We start from the raw sequence: 22,618 nt of genomic DNA, 5'->3' as shown, positions 1-22,618 counted from the left end.
TCGGGTCGAAAACTGAGGCTCAGCGGCCGAGCTGCTCGGAGATCTTCGCCAGCTGCTCCAGCCGCTTCTCCAGGCTCGGGTGGGTGGAGAACAGCTGCGAGGCGGCCTCCCGGGCGCTCAGCGCGGGGGCGAAGTAGAAGGCGTTGTACGGCTGGGCCTGGCGCAGGTCCTTGCTGGGGATGGCCGCGATCTGCCCGGTCACCTTGGTGAGCGCCGAGGCGAGGGCGCTGGGGTGTCCGGTGAGCTGGGCGGCGGCCCGGTCGGCGGCGAGTTCGCGGTAGCGGGACAGCAGCCGGGTGAGCAGGAAGCTGATCGCGTAGACGACGACCGACACCAGCGGGATGATCAGCGCCAGCACGGCCGCGTTCTGGTCGTTGTTGTTGCGCCCGCCGCCCATGAACCCGCCGTACATCGCGATCCGGGTCATCGCCCCGGCGAGGACGCCGAGGAAGCCGGCGATCGTCATCACCGCGACGTCCCGGTGGGCGACGTGCGACAGCTCGTGGGCGAGGACGCCCTCCAGTTCCTCGGGCTCCAGCCGGCGCAGCAGCCCGGTGGTCACGCAGACCACCGCGTTCTGCGGGTTGCGGCCGGTGGCGAAGGCGTTCGGCATGTCGTTGTCGGCGACCGCCACGCGGGGTTTGGGCATGTCGGCCAGGGCGCAGAGCCGGTCGATGGTGCCGTGCAGCTGGGGGAACTGTTCCGGGGACACCTGGCGGGCGCCCATCGCCCGTTCGGTGATCTTGTCGCTGAACCAGAACTGGGCCACGAACAGCCCGCCGGAGATCAGGACGATCAGTGGCCAGGCGCCGCGCAGCAGCGCGATCAGCAGGCCGGTGAAACCGACGTACAGCAGCCCGATCACGAACATCGTCGCGACCATGCGGCCGGTCAGGCCGCGGTCCGGCGCGAAACGGGTGTGCTGGCCCGAGCTCGACATCGCTTGCTCCTCCATTCGCCGTCGCTTTCGATGCTGCCACCCGGACGGCCTCCCGGCACCACCCCGGCGCCGGGAGGATCGAACCGCCGGGGCCCCGCGGGCCGTGAGCGGAACTGCGGGGAGGATCACCCCGGTCCGGCCGTTCCTGCCGTAGGACCCGGGCCTTACACTGGCAGGTACGGTTTTGGCACTCGCGTGTTCAGAGTGCCAGGGCAAGGGTCTTCGGAGCGGCCCGCAGCAGCAAGGGACACAGTCGGACAACGTGCGAAGACGGAGGTGCGTGCCCCATGGCCGGTGAGGTCCGCCAGCTGGACGAACGCAAGCTCGCCGTGCTCCGCGCGATCGTGCAGGACTACGTGGGCACCGAGGAGCCGGTCGGCTCCAAGGCCCTGGTGGAACGGCACAACCTCGGGGTCTCGCCGGCGACCGTCCGCAACGACATGGCGGCGCTGGAGGAGGAGGGCTACATCCACCAGCCGCACACCAGCGCCGGCCGCATCCCGACCGACAAGGGGTACCGCCTCTTCGTCGACAAGCTCGCCGAGATCAAGCCGATGAGTGCCCCCGAGCGCCGGGCCATCCGGCACTTCCTGGACGGCGCGGTCGACCTGGACGACGTGGTCGCGCGCACCGTGCGGCTGCTCGCCCAGCTGACCCGGCAGGTCGCGGTGGTGCAGTACCCCTCGCTGACGCGCTCCACCGTCCGGCACATCGAGCTGGTGGCGCTGGCCCCGGCCAAGGTGATGCTGGTGCTGATCACCAACACCGGCCGGGTCGAGCAGCGGATGGTCGACTGCCCGGGCCCGGTCGGCGAGACGGTGCTGGCGGACCTGCGGGCCCGGATCAACGCGAGGGCCGCCGGCCGGCGCCTCCCGGAGGTCCCGGGGCTGCTGGAGGAGCTGCCGGCGCAGTTCGAACCGGCCGAGCGGCCGACCGTCAGCACGGTCCTGGCGACCCTGTTCGAGACGCTCGCCGAGCAGAACGAGGAGCGGATCATGCTGGCCGGCACGGCCAACCTGACCCGCTTCGGACACGACTTCCCGCTCAGCATCCAGCCGGTGCTGGAGGCCCTGGAGGAGCAGGTCGTCCTGCTCCGCCTCCTGGGTGAGACCGCGGACGCCGCGATGACGGTCCGGATCGGGCGGGAGAACACCTACGAGGGGCTGACTTCCACGTCCATCGTCTCGGTCGGCTACGGTTCGGGCGACGAGAGCGTGGCGAAACTGGGTGTGATCGGTCCGACCCGGATGGACTACCCGGGCACAATGGGGGCGGTGCGAGCGGTGGCGCGGTACGTGGGCCAGATCCTGGCCGAGTCCTAGCAGAGGCCGCCGTCGGAAATCCGGCGGCGGTGACCAGTCGCAGCACTACTACAGGCGGAACAAGCGGAGCATTTGGTGGCCACGGACTACTACGCGGTACTCGGCGTCCGACGGGATGCGGGGCAGGACGAGATCAAGAAGGCGTTCCGGCGCCTGGCGCGCGAACTGCACCCGGACGTCAACCCGGACCCGAAGACGCAGGAGCGGTTCAAGGAGATCAACGCCGCTTACGAGGTGCTCTCCGATCCGCAGAAGCGCCAGGTCTACGACCTCGGCGGGGACCCGCTGTCCCCGGGCGGCGGCGCGGGCGGCTTCGGCGCCGGCGCGGCGGGCTTCGGCTTCTCCGACATCATGGACGCCTTCTTCGGCGCCGCGGCCGGCCAGCGCGGCCCGCGCTCGCGCACCCGCCGGGGCCAGGACGCCATGATCCGGCTGGAGATCACCCTGGAGGAGGCCGCTTTCGGCACCACCAAGGAGCTCCAGGTCGACACCGCCGTCACCTGCACCACGTGCAGCGGCGAGGGCGCGGCCCCCGGCACCTCGGCGCAGACCTGTGACATGTGCCGCGGCAAGGGCGAGGTCTCCCAGGTCACCCGGTCCTTCCTGGGCCAGGTCATGACCTCCCGCCCCTGCCCGCAGTGCCAGGGCTTCGGCACCGTCGTGCCGACCCCGTGCCCGGAGTGCGCCGGCGACGGCCGGGTGCGCGCCCGCCGCACGCTGACCGTCAAGATCCCGGCCGGTGTCGACAACGGCACCCGGATCCAGCTGGCCGGCGAGGGCGAGGTCGGCCCCGGCGGCGGCCCGGCCGGCGACCTGTACGTCGAGATCGCCGAGACCACCCACACGATCTTCCAGCGGCGCGGGGACGACCTGCACTGCACCGTCACCATCCCGATGACGGCGGCCGCGCTCGGCACCCAGGTGCCGCTGCAGACCCTGGACGGCCTAGAGGAGGTCGACATCCGGCCCGGCACCCAGTCCGGCCAGTCGATCCCGCTGCACGGCCGGGGCATCACCCACCTGCGCGGCGGCGGCCGGGGCGACCTGATAGTGCACGTCGAGGTGAAGACGCCCAGCAAGCTCGACCCCGAGCAGGAGGAGCTGCTGCGCCGCCTCGCGGTGCTGCGCGGCGAGGAGCGGCCGTCCGGCCAGTTCGCGCCGGGCCAGCAGGGCCTCTTCTCCCGGCTGAAGGACGCCTTCAACGGCCGGTAGCCGTCCGCGGAGGGGTGCCGGGGGCCAACGACCCCGGCACCCCTTTCGCGTGTCCGTCCCACTTCCGCACGAAAGAGGTTCCCCGTCATGACCGCGCCCGTCTTCGTCGTCGAGACCGAGCGGATCGCCGCCGCCGCGCCCGGGGCCGTGGTGCGCCTGGACGGCCCGGAGGGGCGGCACGCGGCCGCGGTGAAGCGGCTGGAGCCGGGCGAGGCGGTGACCCTGGCCGACGGGCTGGGGCTCGGCGTGGACGGCACGGTCGCCGAGGTGCTCGGCAAGGACGCGATCGACGTGCGGGTCGCCGCCGTGCGCCGCGAGCCGGAGCCCGCGCCGCGGATCGTCGTGGTCCAGGCGCTGCCCAAGGGCGACCGCGGCGAGCTGGCCGTGGAGACCATGACCGAGGTCGGCGTGGACGTGGTGATCCCGTGGGCCGCCTCGCGCTGCATCACCCAGTGGAAGGGCGAGCGCGGCGCCAAGGCGCTCGCCAAGTGGCGGGCCACCGCGCGGGAGGCGGGCAAGCAGTCCCGCCGGCTGCGCTTCCCCGAGGTCCGCGAGCCGATGACCACCCGGCAGCTGGCGCCCGTCCTGGCGGGGGCCGCGTTCGCCGCCGTGCTGCACGAGGAGGGCGCCGAACCGCTGGCGCACGCCGTGCTGCCGGAGGGCGGGGACATCGTCCTGGTGGTCGGCCCGGAGGGCGGGGTCTCCCCGGAGGAGCTGGCGGCCTTCGCCGGGGCGGGCGCCGGGCCGTACCGGCTGGGCCCCTCGGTGCTGCGCACCTCCACCGCCGGGGTGGCCGCCGGCGCGCTGCTGCTCGGGCGCACCGGCCGCTGGTCGTAGCACCCCGGGCGCACCCCCGGCAGGCCGTCGGCGCGCCCCTCGGCGCGCCCCCGTACACCCCGGCCGCGACCGCGGCACGGCCGCCCGCGGACGGTGCCGGGAGTCTGGGAAAAACGGCGCGGACGGTCCGTGTACCTGCCTAGGCTGGCCGGGTGACGGACTCCCAGAGCACCTCCCCGAACTCCTCGGCGGGCGCCTACCTTCGCCATCCCCACCTGCACGGCGACCTGCTCGCCTTCGTCGCCGAGGACGACCTCTGGCTCGCCCCGCTGGACGGCGGCCGGGCCTGGCGGCTGACGGCGGACCACCTGCCGGTCCACCACCCGAGGTTCTCCCCGGACGGGCGGCACCTCGCCTTCACCTCCACCCGGGACGGCGCCCCCGAGGTGCACGTGGTGCCGGTGGACGGCGGCCCCTCGCGCCGGCTCACCCACTGGGGCAGCCACCAGACCCGGGTGCTGGGCTGGACCGCCGACGGCCGTCCGATCGCCGCCACCGGGGCCGGTGAGGCCAGCTTGCGCCGCACCTGGGCGCACGCCGTGCCGCTGGACGGCGGCGAGCCGCAGCGGCTGCCGTACGGGCCGGTCGGCGGGCTCGCCTTCGAGCCGGGTGGTGACCGGGTGCTGCTGAGCAGCGTCAACGGCCGCGATCCGGCCTGGTGGAAGCGGTACCGGGGCGGGCGGGCCGGAAAGCTGTGGCTCGGCCGGGAGGAGTTCGCCCGGGTCCACGCGGAGCTGGACGGGCAGCTGGACTCCCCGCTGTGGGTCGGGGACCGGATCGCCTTCCTGTCCGACCACGAGGGCGTCGGCGAGCTGTGGTCCAGCCGCCCGGACGGCACCGACCTGCGCCGCCACACCGCCGACCCGGACGGCTTCTACGCCCGGGGCGCCGGTACCGACGGCACCCGGGTGGTCTTCCACCGGGCCGGCGACCTCTGGCTGCTGGACGACCTGGCGGGTGCCGAGCCGCGCCGGCTGGACGTCCGGCTGGCCGGCCCGCGGGCCGGGCGCCGCCCCCGCCCGGTGCCCGCCGCGCACTGGCTGGACTCCGTCGCCCCCGACCGCACCGGCCGGGGCAGCGCCGTGGTGGTGCGCGGCGGCGTGCACTGGCTGACCCACCGCGAGGGCCCGGCCCGGGTGCTGGACGAGACCCCGGGCGTGCGCGGGCGGCTGGCCCGGGTGGTGCCCGGCGAGGACGGCGCCCAGGGGGTGCTCTGGGTGTCCGACGCCGAGGGCGGGGACGCCCTGGAGTTCGCCCCCGACCTGCACGGCGCCGAGCGCCGCCGGCTGGCCGCGGGGCGGCTCGGCCGGGTCAACGCGCTGACGGTCTCCCCGGACGGCAAGCAGGCCGCGCTCGGCGCGCACGACGGCCGGGTGCTGCTGGTGACGCTCGCCGACGGCGCCGTGCACGAGCTGGACCGCAGCGCCGACGGCGAGCCCGGCACCCCGGCCTTCAGCCCGGATTCGGCCTGGCTGGCCTGGTCGCGCCCGGTGCGCGGGATGGGCCCGCACTCGCTGCGCCAGATCGTGCTGGCCGACCTGGCGACCCGGACGGTCGGCGAGGTCACCCAGCCGCGCTTCGTGGACACCTCGCCCTCGTTCACCGCGGACGGCCGCTACCTGGCCTTCCTGTCGGTGCGCAACTTCGACCCGGTCTACGACGCGCACGTCTTCGACCTGTCCTTCCCGAACGGCTGCCGCCCCTACCTGGTCACGCTGGCCGCCGACACGCCCTCCCCGTTCGGGCCGCAGCGGGCCGGGCGCCCGCTCGGCGGGGAGGAGGACGAGCCGAAGGCCCGGAAGGCGGACGGCGAGGCGGCGGCCGCCGACGCCGCGCCGGTGACCAGGGTGGACCTGGACGGCATCGCCGACCGGATCATCCCCTTCCCGGTCGAGGGCGGCCGCTTCGAGGAGCTGGCCGCCGCCAAGGACGGCGTGCTCTGGACCAGGGCCCCGCTGACGGGCGAACTCGGCGACGAGGCCGCCTCGTTGGACGACGACCGGCCCCGTCCGGTGCTGGAGCGCTTCGACCTGCGCAAGCGCCGGGTCGAGCAGCTGGTGCACGGCGTGGACGACTTCTCGGTCAGCGCGGACGGCACCCGGGTCGCCGTGCTGGACCAGGGCGAGCTGAGGGTCGTCCCGGCGGACCACAAGGGCGGCGACGACGAGGAGGCCGCCGTCGACCTCGCCCGGCTGCGGATCACCGTCGACCCGGCCGCCGAGTGGCGGCAGATGTACGCCGAGAACGGCCGGCTGATGCGGGACAACTTCTGGCGCCCCGACCTCTCCGGCGTCGACTGGGACGGGGTGCTGGAGCGCTACCGGCCGCTGGTCGAGCGGGTCGGCTCGCACGACGAACTGGTCGACCTGCTCTGGGAGGTGCACGGCGAACTCGGCACCTCGCACGCCTACGTGATGCCGTACGGCCGGTACACCGAGCCCGCCCGGCGCCAGGGCCTGCTCGGCGCCGACCTCGTCCGGGACGGCGGGCACTGGCGGATCGGCCGGATCCTGCCCGGGGAGTCCTCCGACCCCAGGGCCCGCTCGCCGCTGGCCGCGCCCGGCGCGGCGATCCGCCCGGGCGACGCGGTGCTCGCCGTCAACGGCCGCCCGGTGGACCCGGTCACCGGCCCGGCCCCGCTGCTGGCCGGCACCGCCGGGCAGCCGGTCGAGCTGACGGTGGCCGGGAAGGACGGCACCGACCGGCGCCACCCGGTGGTCGTCCCGCTCGCCGACGAGGAGGCGCTGCGCTACCACGACTGGGTGGCCGGGCGGCGGGCCGCGGTGCGCGAGCTGTCCGGCGGGCGGCTGGGCTACCTGCACATCCCCGACATGCAGACGGCCGGCTGGGCCCAGCTGCACCGCGACCTGAGCACCGAGATGGCCCGGGAGGGCCTGGTCGTCGACGTCCGGGGGAACCGGGGCGGCCACACCTCGCAGCTGGTGATCGAGAAGCTGGCCCGCCGGATCATCGGCTGGGACGTCATCCGGGACACCGACCACCCGGTGCCCTACCCGGCGGACGCCCCGCGCGGCCCGGTGGTCGCGCTCGCCGACGAGTTCACCGGCTCGGACGGCGACGTGGTCAGCGCCGCCATCCAGGTGCTCGGCATCGGCCCGGTGGTCGGCACCCGCACCTGGGGCGGGGTGATCGGCATCGACAGCCGCTACCGGCTGGTCGACGGGACCCTCGTCACCCAGCCCAAGTACGCGCTGTGGCTGGAGAAGTACGGCTGGGGCCTGGAGAACCACGGCGTCGACCCGGACATCGAGGTGCCGTTCGCCCCGCACCACTGGGCGGCCGGCGAGGACCCGCAGCTGTCCGAGGGCGTCCGGCTCGCCCTGGCGAAGCTCGCCGGGGCCCCGGCGCGCACCGCGCCGCCGCTGCCCTGGGCGTAGCGGCGCCGGGGCGGGACGCCGGCCGGTCCGGCGTCCCGCCCCGCGGGTGCGGCCCCGGGGCGCCGGAAGCGCCAGCAGGCCGTCGCCCGGCTCGGCTAGGCTGCGCCCGTACGGCCCCACCACCCGACACACCGATCCCGAGGAGAGAGCCATGGCCGGCGAGCCGCAGCCCGACTGCCTGTTCTGCAAGATCGTGGCGGGCGAGATCCCGGCGACCGTGGTGCGCAAGACCGAGCGCACCCTCGCCTTCCGCGACATCGCCCCCAAGGCTCCCGTGCACGTGCTGGTGATCCCGCACGCGCACTACCCGAACGCGGCCGCGCTGGCCGCCGCCGAGCCGGAGACCGCCGGCGAACTGCTCGCCGAGGCGGGCGCGGTGGCCGCGGACGAGGGCATCGAGGACTACCGGCTGATCTTCAACACCGGTGCCGGCGCGGGGCAGACCGTCTTCCACGCGCACGTCCACGTGCTCGGCGGCATGTCGATGACCGAGCGCATGGTCTGACCGCAGGTGTCCCAGCGCGAACTCGTCGTCCTCGGCACCGCCAGCCAGGTGCCCACCCGGCACCGCAACCACAACGGCTACCTGCTGCGCTGGGACGGCGAGGGCCTGCTGTTCGACCCCGGCGAGGGCACCCAGCGCCAGATGCTGCACGCCGGGGTGACGGCCACCCAGATCACCAGGATCGCGGTCACCCACTTCCACGGGGACCACTGCCTGGGCCTCGCCGGGGTGATCCAGCGGATCAACCTCGACCGGGTCCCGCACCCGGTCGACGTCTACTTCCCGGCCTCCGGCGAGGTCTACTTCGAGCGGCTGCGGCACTCCACCGCCTACCACGAGACGGCCGTGCTGCGGCCCCGGCCGATCGACGAGCCCGGGCCGCTGCCGGCGCCCGGCGCCCGCTTCGCGCTGGACGCCGTCCGGCTGGACCACCCGGTGGAGTCCTTCGGCTACCGGCTGTCCGAGCCGGACGGCCGGCGGCTGGTGCCGGAGCGGCTGGCCGCCCTCGGCGTGCGCGGCCCGGCGGTGGGCCGGCTCCAGCACGAGGGCGCGATCGAGGCGGACGGCCGCACCGTCACCCTGGCCGAGGTCAGCGAGCCGCGGCCGGGCCAGAAGTTCGCCTTCGTGATGGACACCCGGCTGTGCGACGGCGTGTACGCGCTGGCCGAGGGCGCCGACCTGCTGGTCGTCGAGGCGACCTTCACCGACGCCGACGCCCGGCTCGCCGAGGAACACGGCCACCTCACCGCCGGGCAGGCCGCCAAGGCCGCCGCCGAGGCCGGGGTGCGCACCCTGGTGCTGACCCACTTCTCCCAGCGCTACCCGGACCTCGGCCAGCACCTGGCCGACGCCCGCAAGCACTTCGACGGGGAGCTGGTGCTGGCCGCCGACCTCGACCGGGTGCCGGTGCCGGCCCGCCGCCCGTCGTGACCGGCCCGGGGAACCGGAGCGGCACGGGAGAGTCCCGGCAGTGTCCCCGGTGAAAAAAATGGGCTCGCGTCGGCCTGCGATCTGCCGGAGCATCGTCGGGTGCGGCCCCGCCGCCCGCCACGGCGATCACGCTCGCGGCGTACCCTGGTGCCCCGGAGACACCCAGCGGCACCCGAGACCACGGATGGGATGAGGCAGGCCCCAGCGCCGACCTATGAGTGACACATCGCAGACCCGTACCAACGGACAGTCGCGCCCCGAAACGACCGACGACGGCCGTGTGAGCGCCCGGATCGTGATCCCCGAGAAGCACCCGATGGTCACCCTGCTCGGCACCGCGGACTCGCTGCTGCGCGTGATCGAGCAGGGCTTCCCCGCCGCGGACATCCACGTCCGCGGCAACGAGGTGACCGCCACCGGGGACCGGGCCGAGGTCGCCCTCGTGCAACGGCTCTTCACCGAGATGATGCTGGTGCTGCGCACCGGCCAGCCGCTGACGGAGGACTCCGTGGAGCGCTCCATCGCCATGATCCGCAGCCAGGACCCGGACAGCCCGGCGCCGTCGCAGGTGTTCACCGCGAACATCCTGTCCAACCGGGGCCGGACGATCCGCCCGAAGACCCTCAACCAGCAGCGCTACGTCGACGCGATCGACAAGCACACGATCGTCTTCGGCCTCGGCCCGGCGGGCACCGGCAAGACCTACCTGGCGATGGCCAAGGCCGTCCAGGCCCTCCAGGCCAAGGAGGTCAACCGGATCATCCTGACCCGCCCGGCGGTCGAGGCGGGGGAGCGGCTGGGCTTCCTGCCCGGCACCCTCTACGAGAAGATCGACCCGTACCTGCGCCCGCTGTACGACGCGCTGCACGACATGATGGACCCGGACTCCATCCCGCGCCTGATGGCGGCCGGCACCATCGAGGTCGCCCCGCTCGCGTACATGCGCGGCCGCACCCTCAACGACGCCTTCATCATCCTCGACGAGGCCCAGAACACCTCGCCCGAGCAGATGAAGATGTTCCTCACCCGCCTCGGGTTCAACTCCCGGGTGGTGGTCACCGGCGACACCAGCCAGATCGACCTCCCGGGCGGCACCCGCAGCGGTCTCAAGGTCGTCCAGGACATCCTGGCCGACGTGCCCGACATCCACTTCTCCGTCCTCACCAGCACCGACGTGGTCCGCCACAAGCTGGTCGGCCGGATCGTGGACGCCTACGAGCGCTGGGACGCCCGCCAGGAGGCGGAGGAGGCCGCCCCGGCGGCCCGCAAGCCCGCCCAGCGGCGCCCCGGCAAGGCCACGGCGCCCCGCGCACCCCGCGCACCCCGCCAGTCCCATCGCACCGAAAGCTGAGCACACAGCCCGTCATGTCGATCGACATCGCCAATGAGTCCGGTTGGGAGGCCGACGAGGAAGCCATCCTCGACGTCGCCCGCTTCGCACTGGACAAGATGCGGATCCACCCGCAGTCCGAACTGTCCGTGATCCTGGTGGACAGTGCGGCGATGGAGGAGCTGCACATCCAGTGGATGGACCTGCCCGGCCCGACCGACGTGATGTCGTTCCCGATGGACGAGCTGCGTCCCGGCAAGGAGGGCGACGAGCTGCCGCAGGGCCTGCTCGGCGACATCGTGCTCTGCCCCGAGGTCGCCGAGCAGCAGGGCCTGGCGGCCCCCTCCAAGCACTCGATGGACGAGGAGCTGCAACTGCTCACCGTGCACGGCGTGCTGCACGTCCTCGGCTACGACCACGAGGAGCCGGAGGAAGAGGAGGAGATGTTCGCTCTCCAGAAGCGCATCCTGGACGACTGGCGGACGGGCCGGGGCCTCGGCGGCATCTCCCCGGCCCCCACCACCCACTGAGCGCGGAGCCCGAACCCCTGTGAGTGGTGAGAGTACGAGCTTCATCCTCGGTGCCGTGCTGCTGGTCGTGCTCGGCTGGCTGGCCGCGTGCGCCGAGGCGGGCATCTCCCGGGTCTCCCGGTTCCGGGCGGAGGAGGCGGTGCGCAGCGGTCGGCGCGGCTCCGCGCGGCTGCTGACCGTCGCCTCCGACCCGATCCGCTACCTCAACCTGGCCACCCTGATCCGGGTGGCCAGCGAGATGGCGGCGGCCGTCCTGGTCACCGTGGTGTGCGTGCGCAACGTGACGCCCACCTGGCAGGCCGTCCTGCTGGCGTTCGGCGTGATGGTGCTGGTGTCCTTCGTCGCGGTGGGGGTCTCGCCGCGCACGATCGGGCGCCAGCACCCGCTCACCACCGCGACGGCGGCCTCCTTCGTGCTGCTGCCGCTGGCCGCGGTGCTGGGCCCGATCCCGCGGCTGCTGATCCTGCTCGGCAACGCGCTGACCCCGGGCAAGGGCTACCGGGAGGGTCCGTTCGCCTCGGAGGCGGAGCTGCGGGCCCTGGTGGACCTCGCCGAGAAGGACGACCTGATCGAGGACGAGGAGCGCCGGATGGTGCACTCGGTCTTCGAGCTGGGCGACACCATCGTGCGCGAGGTGATGGTGCCGCGCACCGACCTGGTGATGATCGAGCGGCACAAGACCGTCCGGCAGGCGCTGACCCTGGCGCTGCGCTCGGGCTTCTCGCGGATCCCGGTGGTCGGCGACAACGAGGACGACGTGGTCGGCATCGTCTACCTCAAGGACCTGGTGCGGCGCACCCACATCAACCGGGAGGCGGAGTCCGAGGAGGTCGGCGCGGTGATACGGCCGGCCGTCTTCGTCCCGGACTCCAAGCCGGCCGGCGACCTGCTGCGCGAGATGCAGCAGCGCCGTTCGCACGTGGCGATCGTGATCGACGAGTACGGCGGCACGGCCGGCCTGGTCACCATCGAGGACGTCCTGGAGGAGATCGTCGGCGAGATCACCGACGAGTACGACCGGGAGATCGCCCCGGTGGAGGACCTCGGGGACGGCTCGTACCGGATCACCGCCCGGCTGCTGGTGGAGGACCTGGGCGAGCTGTTCGGCATCGAGCTGGAGGACGAGGACGTCGAGACCGTCGGCGGCCTGCTGGCCAAGCACCTGGGCCGGGTGCCGATCCCCGGCTCCTCCTGCGAGATCCCGCTGCCCGACCCGGTGGAGGGCGGCCTGTCCGGCATCCTGCTGACCGCCGAGTCCTCGGCGGGCCGCCGCAACCGGATCGGCTCGATGGTCGCCGCCCCCGTCCGCCGCACCGAGGACGCCGAGGAGCCGGCGGGCGAGTAGCGGGTGGGCGGTCGCCGAGCGACCATGGAGGGCATGACGCACAAACTTCGCGCGGAGTACGGCCCGCAGGGGGCGGCCGGCGGAGTCAAGTCCTGGCACGTGGTGCGGGACGAGGACCTGTCGGTGGCGCTCTGCGGCCGGACCATGTCCGACGACGCCGAGACGCGGCCCGAGGAGGAGTGGGGCACCGGGTTGCGCTGCTGCCAGCAGTGCGGCTCGCTCTACATGCACGAGGTGCCGCACATGCAGGGGAGCCACCCCTACAGCTAGGCACCCGGCTGGACCATGGCCGAGCTCTGGAGGTCGCCATGAAGCTGCAAGACGAACTGCCCACCGTCGACCGTCGGCTCGCCATGGTGTGGCGGGTCGGGGCGGGGCTCGGGGGGGTCTTCCTGATCGTGTTCGGGTGTCTGGGGCTGGCTGGCGAGCCCGGATTCCTGGCCACCCACGGCGACCGGATCGCCGGGCTGTCGACCAACGGGGCGCTGAGCATCCTGTCCATCGTGGCGGGCGCGGTCCTGGTGCTGGGGGCGGTGGTCGGCGGGAACTTCGCGTCCAACCTCAACATGGCGGTGGGCGTGCTGTTCGTCCTGTCGGGCTTCTACGGCCTGACGGTGCTCGGGCGGCCGGACGCCAACATCCTCAACTTCCGGATGTCGAACGTGCTGTTCGCGTTCATCTTCGGCATCGTCCTGACGACCTTCGGCATGTACGGCCGGGTGAGCGGCCACCTGCCGCACGACAACCCGTACTGGCGGCAGCGGATCGAGCGCGAGGAGGCTCGGCCGAGCGGCGCCGCGAAGACCTTCGTCAAGGTCCTCAAGCCGAACCCGGGGCCCACCCACCCGGTCGGCCACTGAACGGCGCGGGGTGCCTATGCTCGGCGGCATGAGTGACATCGTCGAGCTCGACCCCGAAGACAAGAAGATCATCACCCTGGCCCGCTCGGTCCGCGCCCGCAACGGCGTGGCCGAGGGGGCCGCGGTGCGTGACGAGACCGGGCGCACCTACGTGGCCGGGACGGTCGCGCTGGAGTCGCTGCGGCTGAGCGCCCTGCAGACGGCGGTGGCGATGGCGGTGGCCAGCGGCGCCCGGTCGCTGGAGGCGGCGGCCGTGGTGAGCGAGGCGGAGCAGCCGGCCGAGACGGACCTGGCGGCCGTACGGGACCTGGGCGGGGCCGGGACGCCCGTGCTGCTGGCCGGGCCGGACGGGACGCTGCGGGTGTCCGCCGAGGCGCGCTGAGGCCCGTCGAGGGGCCCGTACGGGGCCGCCGGGGGCCGTTGGCGGGCCTTCGGCGGCCCCGCCGCGTGCCCCGTACGGCGCTGTCGGACGGCATGGTCCTGGAGCCCAGGCCTTGCAGATAATCTCACCGGGGGAGCGGACTCGGTGAGGGGACTGGGGCATGGGGGCGGTGGCGTTCTTCGCCGGGCTGGTGCTGTTCGTGATGGGGCTGGGCAAATGGCAGGAGACCGGGTCCGAGCTCTGGCTGTACGGCTCGCTGGGCTTCCTGCTGGTGCTGGTGGTGGTCTCGCTGATCCCCACCTCCGGCAAGGGCGGGAAGGCCGGGAAGAAGGGCTGAGCGCGCCCCGGACACCCCCGCGGGGTGGGCCCGGACGGCGGGGCTCCGGTGATCAGGGAGAATGGAGCCCATGAATGCCCCTTCCTCCTCGTACCGCTCCGGGTTCGCGTGCTTCGTCGGCCGGCCCAACGCGGGCAAGTCGACCCTGACCAACGCCCTGGTGGGGACGAAGGTCGCGATCACCTCCGATCGCCCGCAGACCACCCGGCACACCGTGCGCGGCATCGTGCACCGCCCGGACGCCCAGCTCGTGCTGGTCGACACCCCCGGTCTGCACAAGCCGCGCACCCTGCTCGGCGAGCGCCTCAACGACCTGGTCCGCACCACCTGGGCCGAGGTCGACGTGATCGGCTTCTGCCTGCCCGCCGACCAGAAGATCGGCCCCGGCGACAAGTTCATCGCCAAGGAGATCGCCGGGATCAAGAAGACCCCGAAGGTCGCCATCGTCACCAAGACCGACCTGGTCGACTCCAAGCGCCTGGCCGAGCAGCTCATCGCCATCCACCAGCTCGGCATCGAGCTGGGCTTCGAGTGGGCCGAGATCATCCCGGTCTCCGCCGTCGGCGACAAGCAGGTCGAACTGGTCGCCGACCTGCTCACCAAGCTGCTGCCGGAGGGCGACCAGCTCTACCCGGCGGGCGACCTCACCGACGAGCCCGAGCAGATCATGGTCGCCGAACTGATCCGCGAGGCCGCGCTGGAGGGCGTGCGCGACGAACTGCCGCACTCGCTGGCCGTGGTGGTCGAGGAGATGCTCCCGCGCGAGGGCCGCCCGGCGGACCGCCCGCTGCTGGACATCCACGCCAACGTCTACATCGAGCGGCAGAGCCAGAAGGCGATCGTGATCGGCGCCAAGGGCGCGCGGCTCAAGCACGTCGGCACCACCGCCCGCAAGCACATCGAGGCGCTGCTCGGCACGCCGGTCTACCTGGACCTGCACGTCAAGGTCGCCAAGGACTGGCAGCGCGACCCCAAGCAGCTGCGCAAGCTCGGCTTCTGAACCCGGGCTCCCGACGAGGGAGTTCGGGCCGCCGGGAGGCCTGGGGCCCGTTCGGACGTTGTGCGTCCGGGCGGGCCTTCGCCGTGGTCCGGCCGTACGCGACGTCAGAAGGGTTACACCGCGATGGAGTTGCACACCCGGGAGTGGGGCAGCGGGGACCGGCTGGCCGTGCTGGTGCACGGCATCATGTCCGACCACCGCACCTGGCGGCTGGTCGGCCCGGCCCTGGCGGGGAGGGGCTACCGGGTGCTCGCCGTGGACCTGCGCGGGCACGGCGCCAGCCCGCGCGGCACCGGCGCCACCGCGCTGGAGCGCTACCCCTTGGCGGCGTACGCCGAGGACCTGCTGGAGAGCCTGCCGGCCGGTGTCGAGCTCGCGATCGGCCACTCGCTGGGCGGGATCGTCCTGGCGGACGCGGTCGAGCGTTTGAAGCCGGCCCGCGCGGTGTACGTCGACCCGGCCTGGCGGTTCGTCCAGACCGGGATGGACCCGCGGGTGATGGCGCAGCTGCGGCACCTCACCCGGGAGCAGGTCGTGGCGCTCAGCCCGACCTGGGAACCGGCCGACGTGGACGACGAGATCGCCGCCGCGGCCGCCTGGGACGAGGACTCGGCGCTGGCCCTGGCCGACCAGCGCTCGGACCTGCCGGCCCGGCCGGCGGTGCCCTCGCTGGTGGTCCTGGCCGACGGCAGCATGCTGGTGGACGCGGCGAGCGCCGAGGAGCTCACTGCCCGGGGCTTCGAGGTGCGCACCGTCCCCGGCACGGGCCACACCGTCCACCGGGACGACCCGGCCGGCTTCCTGGCGGCGCTCGACGGCTGGCTCTGACCCCGGGGGCCGCCGCCCGACAGGCCCCATAAGGCCCCGACCGCGGGCTCCCTGGTGCTACGCGCCCTCGCGCAGCACCAGGGAGACCAGCTCGCGCTGCGAGTCGGTGAGCTTCGGGTCGGCGCAGTACACCGACCGGCCGTCGACGGTGATCTCGTAGTGGAAGCCGTCCGGCACCCCGTACGAGGGCGCGCGCAGCCCGCCCGCGACGGCCTCGCGGGCGAGTGCGTGCACGTGCGGGGCGTCCGTGCGGTCGGCGGTGTCGATCTCCGCCTGGCGGACGATCCCCGCGAAGCCGCCGGTCCGGGTCACCTGGATACGCATGGTGTCCATGGTGCTACCCGGGGAGGGGGTTTGCCGGGCTTTTCCCGGACCGTGACCTTAAGCCCGCCTCAACCCGGTCTCAACCACCCTTCAGGCGTACTCCCGGGGCCGTCCGCGGCCCCGCTCACCCCGGGCTGACCCCGACCTGCGCCCAGGAGGCCGTGACGGTGTCCACGACCGACCGGTCGTCGGGGTAGCGGGCCCTGGCGGCGGCCACGGTGGCCCGGGCGAAGGCGGTGAAGTCGGCGTCGGCGGGCAGCGTGCGCCCGGTCAGCGCGTCGTACCAGATCCGCCCCGCGCGCTCCCAGGCCGAGCCGCCGAGCGCGGTGGCCAGCAGGTAGAACGCGTGGTTGGGGATGCCGGAGTTGATGTGCACCCCGCCGTTGTCCTGGGAGGTGTCCACGTAGTCCCGCATGTGCGCGGGCTGCGGGTCCTTGCCGAGCCGCGGGTCGTCGTAGGCGGTGCCGGGCGCCTTCATCGAGCGCAGCGCCACGCCCTGGACGCCCGGGGCGAGCAGGCCGGCGCCGATCAGCCAGTCGGCGTCGGCGGCGGCCTGGCGCAGCGCGTACTGCTTGACCAGCGAGCCGAAGACGTCGGAGACCGACTCGTTGAGCGCGCCGGGCTGGTCCTGGTAGTCCAGTCCGGCGGTGAACTGGGTGACGCCGTGGGTGAGTTCGTGGCCGATGACGTCGACGCAGGCGGTGAAGTCGCCGAACACCACGTTGTCGCCGTCGCCGAACACCATCTGGTGGCCGTTCCAGAAGGCGTTGTCGTAGTCGCGGCCGTAGTGGACGCTGGCGTCCAGCCGCAGGTCGCGGTCGTCGATCGAGTGCCGGCCGAAGACGTCGGCGTAGAGCGCGAAGGTGGCGCCGAGGCCGTCGTAGGCGTGGTTGACGGAGCTGTCGGAGGAGGCCGCGCGGCCCTCGGTGCGCACGGAGCGGCCGGGCAGCCGCTGGCCGTGGCCGGCGTCGTAGACGACCCGGTTGAGACCGGGGGCGGCGACGGGCGGGGGCGGGGAGAGGCGGGCCGCGCGGTGCGCCGCGTCGAGGGCCAGGGAGTGGACGGCGGGTTCGTGGCCGGCCTCGGCGAGGCGGTCCAGGACGAACGGCGGGACGATCGTGCAGAACGGTGCTGCTGCGGTCATGTTGCCCAGGGTGAGGCTTCGATGACCGATTGTCACCACCTCCGGCACGACCGGTCTGCGTCTCAAGGGGTGGAACGGTGGCCCGGATCACTTCGGGGGCGCGCGGTGCTGGGTTACGCTGGGCCCATCATGCGCAACGGGCTGCTTCTTCTTAGCTGCCGCGTCGAGGGCCTGTAGTCCACTGGGGCCGGCACCCTCGCCGCGGGGAACGTGCTGTGCGCGCAATCGGCGATCCAAGGGTGTATCGCGAGCGGCAGCAGAGGCCGGCCAGTCGGTGTTGACCAGGTGTTGACCACCCCCGACCCGCCCGCACCACGCATCACAGGAAGCCGAGTCACCTCCATGACCGAGCAGAACTCCGCCGCGTCCGCCCCCGCCGGCCGCCCCTTCGTCGACCGCCCCACCCCGATCACCGCCGCCTCGGTGCGCCAGCAGCCCTCGGGCATGCGGCACGGGCGCTACCTGCCGTTCGGCACCGTCGACCTGCCGGACCGCACCTGGCCGGAGAAGGTGATCACCAAGGCGCCGCGCTGGCTGTCCACCGATCTGCGGGACGGCAACCAGGCGCTGATCGACCCGATGTCGCCGGCCCGCAAGCGCAAGATGTTCGACCTGCTGGTGGCCATGGGCTACAAGGAGATCGAGGTCGGCTTCCCCGCCTCCGGGGCCACCGACCACGCCTTCGTACGGTCGCTGATCGAGGAGGGGGCGATCCCCGAGGACGTCACCGTCTCGGTGCTGACCCAGGCCCGCGAGGACCTGATCGAGAAGACGGTGGAGGCGCTGGTCGGCGCCCCGCGGGCGACCGTCCACTTGTACGCCGCGACCGCGCCGCTGTTCCGCCGGGTGGTGTTCCGCAACGACCGGGCGGCCACCAAGGCGATCGCCACCGAGGGCACCCGGCTGGTGATGGAGTACGCGGAGAAGCTGCTGGGCGACGACACCGTCTTCGGCTACCAGTACTCGCCGGAGATCTTCGTCGACACCGAGCTGGACTTCGCGCTGGAGGTCTGCGAGGGCGTCATGGACGTCTGGCAGCCGGGCGAGGGCCGCGAGATCATCCTGAACCTGCCCGCCACCGTCGAGCGGGCCACCCCGAACGTCCAGGCCGACCAGTTCGAGTGGATGTCGCGCCACCTGTCCCGCCGCGAGTTCGTCTGCCTGTCGGTGCACCCGCACAACGACCGCGGCACCGCCGTCGCCTCCGCCGAGCTGGCCTACATGGCGGGCGCGGACCGGATCGAGGGCTGCCTGTTCGGGCAGGGCGAGCGGACCGGCAACGTCGACCTGGTGACGCTGGGGATGAACCTGTTCTCGCAGGGCATCGACCCGCAGATCGACTTCTCCGACATCGACGAGGTGCGCCGCACCGCCGAGTACTGCAACCAGATGGAGGTGCACCCGCGCCACCCGTACGCCGGCGACCTGGTGTACACCTCCTTCTCGGGCTCGCACCAGGACGCCATCAAGAAGGGCTTCGACGCCCTGGAGGCGGACGCGAAGGCGGCCGGGGTGCCGCTGGAGGAGCACACCTGGGGCGTGCCGTACCTGCCGATCGACCCGAAGGACGTCGGCCGCACCTACGAGGCGGTCATCCGGGTCAACAGCCAGTCCGGCAAGGGCGGCGTGGCGTACGTGCTGAAGAACGACCACAAGCTGGACCTGCCGCGCCGGATGCAGATCGAGTTCTCCCGGATCATCCAGGCCAAGACCGACGCCGAGGGCGGCGAGGTCAGCCCGGCCGAGATCTGGCGGGTCTTCGAGGACGAGTACCTGCCGACCACCGGCAACCCGTGGGGCCGGATCTCGCTGAGCGGTTCGCGCACCCTGACCACCGAGGACGGCCGGGACGCCCTGACCGCCGAGGCCCGGGTGGACGGCGCCCCGGTGACCCTGACCGGCACCGGCAACGGCCCGGTCTCGGCCTTCGCCGACGCGCTGGCCCGGATCGGCGTGGACGTGCGCGTCCTGGACTACGCCGAGCACGCGCTGAGCGAGGGCGGCGACGCCCAGGCCGCCGCGTACGTGGAGTGCGCGGTGGACGGCAAGGTGCTGTGGGGCGTGGGCATCGACGGCAACACCGTGCTGGCCTCGCTGAAGGCCATGATCAGCGCCGTCAACCGCTCGCAGCGCGGCTAATTCGAACGGGTGGTATGCGAAGGGCCGTCCCACGGGGCGGCCCTTCGTCGTCCCCGCCCCGGATTGTGGCCTGCGCCACATTTTTTCGAATCGGAAGCCGTTCGAGGTACTGACACGTGCCGGTAACCGTGGCAACATCGATCCACCGGAAAGCCGGGTCGGTGGGACGGCCTCGGTGTCCGGTCGCGTGACCTGCCCATAGTCGAGCAGGCCGCCTGCCATGTCTGGGGAGTGGCGCCGTGACCAGGTTGTGGGGTGTTCGCCCGCGGTGGCGGACTGACGTTCTCGGTGACTTCTTCTGCCCGGGCTGCGGCGGGGACCGCAACTACCGCCGGCAGCACGGCCGGCGGTGGCTGCGGTTGCTGGGGACCCCGGTGGTCCCGCTCGGGCCGGTGCTCGGCAGCGTGCAGTGCACCAGCTGCCACGGCCGGTACGGCGTCGAGAGCCTGGAGCAGCCCACCTGCGTGCGCCTCGGCGCGATGCTGCGGGACGCCCAGTACACCATCGCGCTGGCCATGCTCGCGGCCGGCGGCACCGCCCACCGGGCGGCCCGCGAGGCGGCCTGCGCGGCGGTCCGCGAGGCCGGGTTCGAGGACTGCGGCGAGGCCCAGGTGCTGGCCGCGCTCGCCGCGCTCTCCGGGCTCGGCGGCGAGCTCTACCACGCCCACGACCTGGAGGCGCCCCCCGGCCGGGGGCTGGCGGAGGCCGGCGGCCTGGCCGTCGAACTGCACGCCGTGGTCGAACCGCTCACCCCGCACCTGGCCCACTCCGGCCGCGAGCGGCTGCTGCTGCAGGGCGCGGCGATCGCGCTGGCGGACGGCCGCTACCTGCCGCAGGAGCGCGAGGCGCTGGCCGCGGTCGGGCGCTGCCTGGACCTGCCGCGGTCCCGGGTCGGGGCGCTGCTGGAGGCGGCGACCAGGACGCCGTACCAGTAGCGACCGCCTCTCCGTACCGTCCACCTCCGAAGATCCGCGGACCACCTCAGACCACCTCGGAATCCCCCACAACGGGCCTGGCCTCCCCACCCCGGGCCCGCCGTGACCCGCACCGCCGTGGTCTCCCCCACGACCGCCGGTGCGGGCAACACGGCTGTCCGGAGCCCGGTGCGGGCGGGCGGGGCCGTCCGGAGCCGGGGGCGGGTGGGGGAGAATGGTCCCCATGAGTCTTTTCCGGGACGACGGCGTCGTGCTGCGGGCGCAGAAGCTCGGCGAGGCCGATCGGATCATCACCCTGCTGACCCGCCAGCACGGCAAGGTGCGGGCGGTCGCGCGCGGGGTGCGGAAGACCAAGTCCAAGTTCGGCGCCCGGCTGGAGCCGTTCTCGCACGTGGACGTGCAGTTCTTCAGCCGGGGGAGTGAGCTGTTCGGCCGGGGATTGCCGCTCTGCACCCAGGTGGAGACGATCGCCCCGTACGGCGGCTCGATCGTCACCGACTACGGCCGCTACACGGCCGGCACCGCGATGCTGGAGACGGCCGAGCGGTTCGCCGAGAACGAGGGCGAACCCGCCGTCCAGCAGTACCTGCTGCTGGTCGGCGGGCTGCGCACGCTGGCGGCCGGGGTGCACGAGTCGCACCTGGTGCTGGACGCCTTCCTGCTGCGCTCGCTCGCGGTGAACGGGTACGGCGCGAGCTTCACCGACTGCGCCAAATGCGGCCTGGAGGGGCCGAACCGTTTCTTCTCCCTCCCCGCGGGCGGGGTGCTCTGCGGCGACTGCCGAGTGCCCGGATGTGCCGTACCCTCCCCTGAGACACTGGTACTGCTCGGGGCGCTGCTGTCAGGGGACTGGCAGACGGCCGACGCCTGCGAGCCGCGGTACTGGCGGGAGGGCAGCGGCCTGGTCGCGGCCTATCTGCAGTGGCACCTGGAGCGGGGCATCCGCTCGATGAGATACGTGGAGAAGTGAGCACATGGCAGCGCGACGGCTCTTCGGCGGCGGCAAGCAGAGGACGTACGTCCCCCCGACCCCCCACCCCAGCGGCGCACAGCCCCCGAAGATCCCCGGCGAGCTGGTCCCCGACCACGTCGCCATCGTGATGGACGGCAACGGCCGTTGGGCCAAGGAGCGCGGACTGCCCCGCACCGAGGGCCACAAGGTCGGCGAGTCCGTGGTGCTGGACGTCCTCAAGGGCGCGATCGAGCTCGGGGTCAGGAACATCTCGCTGTACGCGTTCTCCACCGAGAACTGGAAGCGCTCGCCCGACGAGGTGAAGTTCCTGATGAACTTCAACCGGGACGTCATCCGCCGCCGCCGCGACGAGATGGACGCGATGGGCGTGCGGATCCGCTGGGCCGGCCGGATGCCCAAGCTGTGGAAGAGCGTCGTCCAGGAGCTCCAGGTCGCCGAGGAGCAGACCAAGGACAACGACGCCGTCACGCTCTACATGTGCGTCAACTACGGCGGCCGGGCCGAACTCGCCGACGCGGCGCAGGCGCTCGCCCTGGACGTCGCGGCCGGGAAGCTCGACCCGAAGAAGGTCAGCGAGAAGACCCTCGCCAAGTACATGTACCACCCGGACATGCCGGACGTGGACCTGTTCCTGCGCCCCAGCGGGGAGCAGCGCACCTCCAACTTCCTGCTCTGGCAGTCGGCTTACGCCGAGTTCGTGTTCCAGGACGTGCTCTGGCCGGACTTCGACCGCCGCGACCTGTGGCGCGCCTGCGAGCAGTACGCGATGCGCGACCGGCGCTTCGGCGGGGCGATCCCGAACGAGGTCGGCGCGCCGGTGCCGTCCCCGCGCTGACGGGCGCGTACGACAGAGGGGACCTACCGGGATCTGCCCGGTGGGTCCCCTTCGCCGTACGCGTGTGGACGAGCCTCAGACCTTCTTGGCGCACTCCGCGCAGGTCCCGAAGATCTCCAGGGTGTGCGCGATGTCGCTGAAGCCGTGCTCGGCGGCGACCGAGTTGGCCCAGCGCTCCACCGCGGGACCCTCCACCTCGACGGTCGCGCCGCAGTGCCGGCAGACCAGGTGGTGGTGGTGCCCGCTGCTGCAGCGGCGGTAGACCGCCTCGCCGTCGGCGGTGCGCAGCACGTCCACCTCGCCGGCGTCCGCGAGCGACTGGAGCGTGCGGTAGACCGTGGTCAGACCGACGGAGTCCCCGCGGTGCTTGAGCAGGTCGTGGAGCTCCTGCGCGCTGCGGAAGTCCGCGATCTCGTCCAGGGCCGCCGAGACGGCGGCTCGCTGCCGGGTCGAGCGGGCGCGCGGCGACGGGCCTGCGGTGGTCACCGTGGGTCCTCCTGGGGTCGTGGGCG

The 22,618-nt window shown here is 73.1% G+C and carries 23 protein-coding genes; 19 read left to right on the top strand and 4 right to left on the bottom strand.

Annotated elements, in window-relative coordinates:
- Positions 1-19: 19 nt before the first annotated feature.
- On the bottom strand, positions 20-940 hold the full coding sequence (htpX, locus tag ACWDD9_RS11670) for a zinc metalloprotease HtpX (protein WP_049651913.1): 921 nt from the start codon (positions 938-940) through the stop codon (positions 20-22).
- A 287-nt stretch (positions 941-1,227) separates the two neighbouring features.
- On the opposite strand from htpX, the gene hrcA reads away from it, so the two are divergent.
- The 15 genes from hrcA to ACWDD9_RS11595 all read left to right on the top strand — a co-directional run bounded on the left by hrcA (position 1,228) and on the right by ACWDD9_RS11595 (position 15,756).
- Positions 1,228-2,262, top strand: coding sequence for a heat-inducible transcriptional repressor HrcA (gene hrcA, locus ACWDD9_RS11665; protein WP_049651912.1), 1,035 nt, complete (start codon positions 1,228-1,230; stop codon positions 2,260-2,262).
- A 75-nt stretch (positions 2,263-2,337) separates the two neighbouring features.
- Positions 2,338-3,474, top strand: a complete 1,137-nt coding sequence (gene dnaJ / locus ACWDD9_RS11660; protein ID WP_049651911.1) for a molecular chaperone DnaJ — start codon at positions 2,338-2,340, stop codon at positions 3,472-3,474.
- Positions 3,475-3,561: 87 nt separating this feature from the next.
- Positions 3,562-4,311 (top strand): 16S rRNA (uracil(1498)-N(3))-methyltransferase, encoded by a 750-nt coding sequence (locus tag ACWDD9_RS11655; protein WP_375876393.1) that lies wholly within the window; start codon positions 3,562-3,564, stop codon positions 4,309-4,311.
- A gap of 152 nt (positions 4,312-4,463) precedes the next feature.
- Positions 4,464-7,709, top strand: coding sequence for a S41 family peptidase (locus tag ACWDD9_RS11650; protein ID WP_449811464.1), 3,246 nt, complete (start codon positions 4,464-4,466; stop codon positions 7,707-7,709).
- 151 nt (positions 7,710-7,860) lie between these two features.
- Positions 7,861-8,214: a histidine triad nucleotide-binding protein gene (locus ACWDD9_RS11645; RefSeq protein WP_049651083.1), complete on the top strand. Its 354-nt coding sequence runs from the start codon at positions 7,861-7,863 to the stop codon at positions 8,212-8,214.
- Between the two features lie 6 nt (positions 8,215-8,220).
- Complete coding sequence (locus ACWDD9_RS11640; protein ID WP_387966256.1) at positions 8,221-9,144, top strand: ribonuclease Z; 924 nt, start codon at positions 8,221-8,223, stop codon at positions 9,142-9,144.
- A gap of 316 nt (positions 9,145-9,460) precedes the next feature.
- Positions 9,461-10,495: a PhoH family protein gene (locus tag ACWDD9_RS11635; protein WP_079271808.1), complete on the top strand. Its 1,035-nt coding sequence runs from the start codon at positions 9,461-9,463 to the stop codon at positions 10,493-10,495.
- 14 nt (positions 10,496-10,509) lie between these two features.
- Positions 10,510-11,004 carry an rRNA maturation RNase YbeY gene (ybeY, locus tag ACWDD9_RS11630; protein ID WP_049651086.1) on the top strand — a complete coding sequence of 165 codons (495 nt, stop codon included), beginning with the start codon at positions 10,510-10,512 and terminating at the stop codon, positions 11,002-11,004.
- A gap of 19 nt (positions 11,005-11,023) precedes the next feature.
- Complete coding sequence (locus tag ACWDD9_RS11625) at positions 11,024-12,349, top strand: hemolysin family protein (RefSeq protein ID WP_049651087.1); 1,326 nt, start codon at positions 11,024-11,026, stop codon at positions 12,347-12,349.
- 33 nt (positions 12,350-12,382) lie between these two features.
- The gene (locus tag ACWDD9_RS11620) at positions 12,383-12,619 is read left to right on the top strand and encodes a hypothetical protein (RefSeq protein ID WP_063780135.1); all 237 of its coding nucleotides are present in this window, start codon (positions 12,383-12,385) and stop codon (positions 12,617-12,619) included.
- 38 nt (positions 12,620-12,657) lie between these two features.
- Positions 12,658-13,209 (top strand): DUF4383 domain-containing protein, encoded by a 552-nt coding sequence (locus tag ACWDD9_RS11615; protein ID WP_049651089.1) that lies wholly within the window; start codon positions 12,658-12,660, stop codon positions 13,207-13,209.
- Positions 13,210-13,237: 28 nt separating this feature from the next.
- Positions 13,238-13,591, top strand: coding sequence for a cytidine deaminase (locus tag ACWDD9_RS11610; RefSeq protein ID WP_049651100.1), 354 nt, complete (start codon positions 13,238-13,240; stop codon positions 13,589-13,591).
- A gap of 160 nt (positions 13,592-13,751) precedes the next feature.
- Positions 13,752-13,928, top strand: a complete 177-nt coding sequence (locus ACWDD9_RS11605; protein ID WP_158077653.1) for a hypothetical protein — start codon at positions 13,752-13,754, stop codon at positions 13,926-13,928.
- Positions 13,929-13,998: 70 nt separating this feature from the next.
- Positions 13,999-14,928, top strand: coding sequence for a GTPase Era (gene era / locus ACWDD9_RS11600; RefSeq protein ID WP_049651090.1), 930 nt, complete (start codon positions 13,999-14,001; stop codon positions 14,926-14,928).
- A gap of 123 nt (positions 14,929-15,051) precedes the next feature.
- A complete protein-coding gene (locus ACWDD9_RS11595; RefSeq protein WP_449811463.1) occupies positions 15,052-15,756 on the top strand; it encodes an alpha/beta fold hydrolase in 705 nt (234 codons plus the stop codon).
- A 57-nt stretch (positions 15,757-15,813) separates the two neighbouring features.
- On the opposite strand, the gene ACWDD9_RS11590 is transcribed toward ACWDD9_RS11595, so the two are convergent.
- Together ACWDD9_RS11590 and ACWDD9_RS11585 are read right to left on the bottom strand one after the other, a co-directional pair.
- Positions 15,814-16,080, bottom strand: coding sequence for a protealysin inhibitor emfourin (locus ACWDD9_RS11590; RefSeq protein WP_049651101.1), 267 nt, complete (start codon positions 16,078-16,080; stop codon positions 15,814-15,816).
- 124 nt (positions 16,081-16,204) lie between these two features.
- On the bottom strand, positions 16,205-17,224 hold the full coding sequence (locus tag ACWDD9_RS11585) for a M4 family metallopeptidase (RefSeq protein WP_449811462.1): 1,020 nt from the start codon (positions 17,222-17,224) through the stop codon (positions 16,205-16,207).
- A 342-nt stretch (positions 17,225-17,566) separates the two neighbouring features.
- On the opposite strand from ACWDD9_RS11585, the gene leuA reads away from it, so the two are divergent.
- The 4 genes from leuA (at position 17,567) to ACWDD9_RS11565 (ending at position 22,106) form a co-directional block, all read left to right on the top strand.
- Positions 17,567-19,363 (top strand): 2-isopropylmalate synthase, encoded by a 1,797-nt coding sequence (leuA, locus tag ACWDD9_RS11580; RefSeq protein WP_449811461.1) that lies wholly within the window; start codon positions 17,567-17,569, stop codon positions 19,361-19,363.
- A 239-nt stretch (positions 19,364-19,602) separates the two neighbouring features.
- Positions 19,603-20,298: a hypothetical protein gene (locus ACWDD9_RS11575; RefSeq protein WP_049651094.1), complete on the top strand. Its 696-nt coding sequence runs from the start codon at positions 19,603-19,605 to the stop codon at positions 20,296-20,298.
- Positions 20,299-20,521: 223 nt separating this feature from the next.
- Positions 20,522-21,268, top strand: a complete 747-nt coding sequence (gene recO / locus ACWDD9_RS11570; RefSeq protein WP_049651095.1) for a DNA repair protein RecO — start codon at positions 20,522-20,524, stop codon at positions 21,266-21,268.
- Between the two features lie 4 nt (positions 21,269-21,272).
- A complete protein-coding gene (locus tag ACWDD9_RS11565; RefSeq protein WP_049651096.1) occupies positions 21,273-22,106 on the top strand; it encodes an isoprenyl transferase in 834 nt (277 codons plus the stop codon).
- A gap of 75 nt (positions 22,107-22,181) precedes the next feature.
- Here ACWDD9_RS11565 and ACWDD9_RS11560 read toward each other — a convergent pair whose 3' ends face one another.
- Positions 22,182-22,592, bottom strand: a complete 411-nt coding sequence (locus ACWDD9_RS11560) for a Fur family transcriptional regulator (RefSeq protein WP_049651097.1) — start codon at positions 22,590-22,592, stop codon at positions 22,182-22,184.
- Positions 22,593-22,618 lie beyond the last annotated feature (26 nt).

The sequence above is a fragment of the Kitasatospora sp. NPDC001119 genome, assembly GCF_053598475.1.
Note: the sequence above shows the minus strand (reverse complement) of the source record. Positions and strands in the feature narration are given on the sequence as shown.

Bases quoted from the DNA above. Each gene is read 5' to 3' on its own strand.
- htpX (WP_049651913.1), bottom strand. From the start codon at position 940: ATGTCGAGCTCGGGCCAGCACACCCGTTTCGCGCCGGACCGCGGCCTG.
- hrcA (WP_049651912.1), top strand. From the start codon at position 1,228: ATGGCCGGTGAGGTCCGCCAGCTGGACGAACGCAAGCTCGCCGTGCTC.
- ACWDD9_RS11655 (WP_375876393.1), top strand. From the start codon at position 3,562: ATGACCGCGCCCGTCTTCGTCGTCGAGACCGAGCGGATCGCCGCCGCC.
- ACWDD9_RS11645 (WP_049651083.1), top strand. From the start codon at position 7,861: ATGGCCGGCGAGCCGCAGCCCGACTGCCTGTTCTGCAAGATCGTGGCG.
- ACWDD9_RS11635 (WP_079271808.1), top strand. From the start codon at position 9,461: ATGGTCACCCTGCTCGGCACCGCGGACTCGCTGCTGCGCGTGATCGAG.
- ybeY (WP_049651086.1), top strand. From the start codon at position 10,510: ATGTCGATCGACATCGCCAATGAGTCCGGTTGGGAGGCCGACGAGGAA.
- ACWDD9_RS11620 (WP_063780135.1), top strand. From the start codon at position 12,383: ATGACGCACAAACTTCGCGCGGAGTACGGCCCGCAGGGGGCGGCCGGC.
- ACWDD9_RS11615 (WP_049651089.1), top strand. From the start codon at position 12,658: ATGAAGCTGCAAGACGAACTGCCCACCGTCGACCGTCGGCTCGCCATG.
- ACWDD9_RS11610 (WP_049651100.1), top strand. From the start codon at position 13,238: ATGAGTGACATCGTCGAGCTCGACCCCGAAGACAAGAAGATCATCACC.
- ACWDD9_RS11605 (WP_158077653.1), top strand. From the start codon at position 13,752: ATGGGGGCGGTGGCGTTCTTCGCCGGGCTGGTGCTGTTCGTGATGGGG.
- era (WP_049651090.1), top strand. From the start codon at position 13,999: ATGAATGCCCCTTCCTCCTCGTACCGCTCCGGGTTCGCGTGCTTCGTC.
- ACWDD9_RS11595 (WP_449811463.1), top strand. From the start codon at position 15,052: ATGGAGTTGCACACCCGGGAGTGGGGCAGCGGGGACCGGCTGGCCGTG.
- ACWDD9_RS11590 (WP_049651101.1), bottom strand. From the start codon at position 16,080: ATGCGTATCCAGGTGACCCGGACCGGCGGCTTCGCGGGGATCGTCCGC.
- ACWDD9_RS11585 (WP_449811462.1), bottom strand. From the start codon at position 17,224: ATGACCGCAGCAGCACCGTTCTGCACGATCGTCCCGCCGTTCGTCCTG.
- leuA (WP_449811461.1), top strand. From the start codon at position 17,567: ATGACCGAGCAGAACTCCGCCGCGTCCGCCCCCGCCGGCCGCCCCTTC.
- recO (WP_049651095.1), top strand. From the start codon at position 20,522: ATGAGTCTTTTCCGGGACGACGGCGTCGTGCTGCGGGCGCAGAAGCTC.
- ACWDD9_RS11565 (WP_049651096.1), top strand. From the start codon at position 21,273: ATGGCAGCGCGACGGCTCTTCGGCGGCGGCAAGCAGAGGACGTACGTC.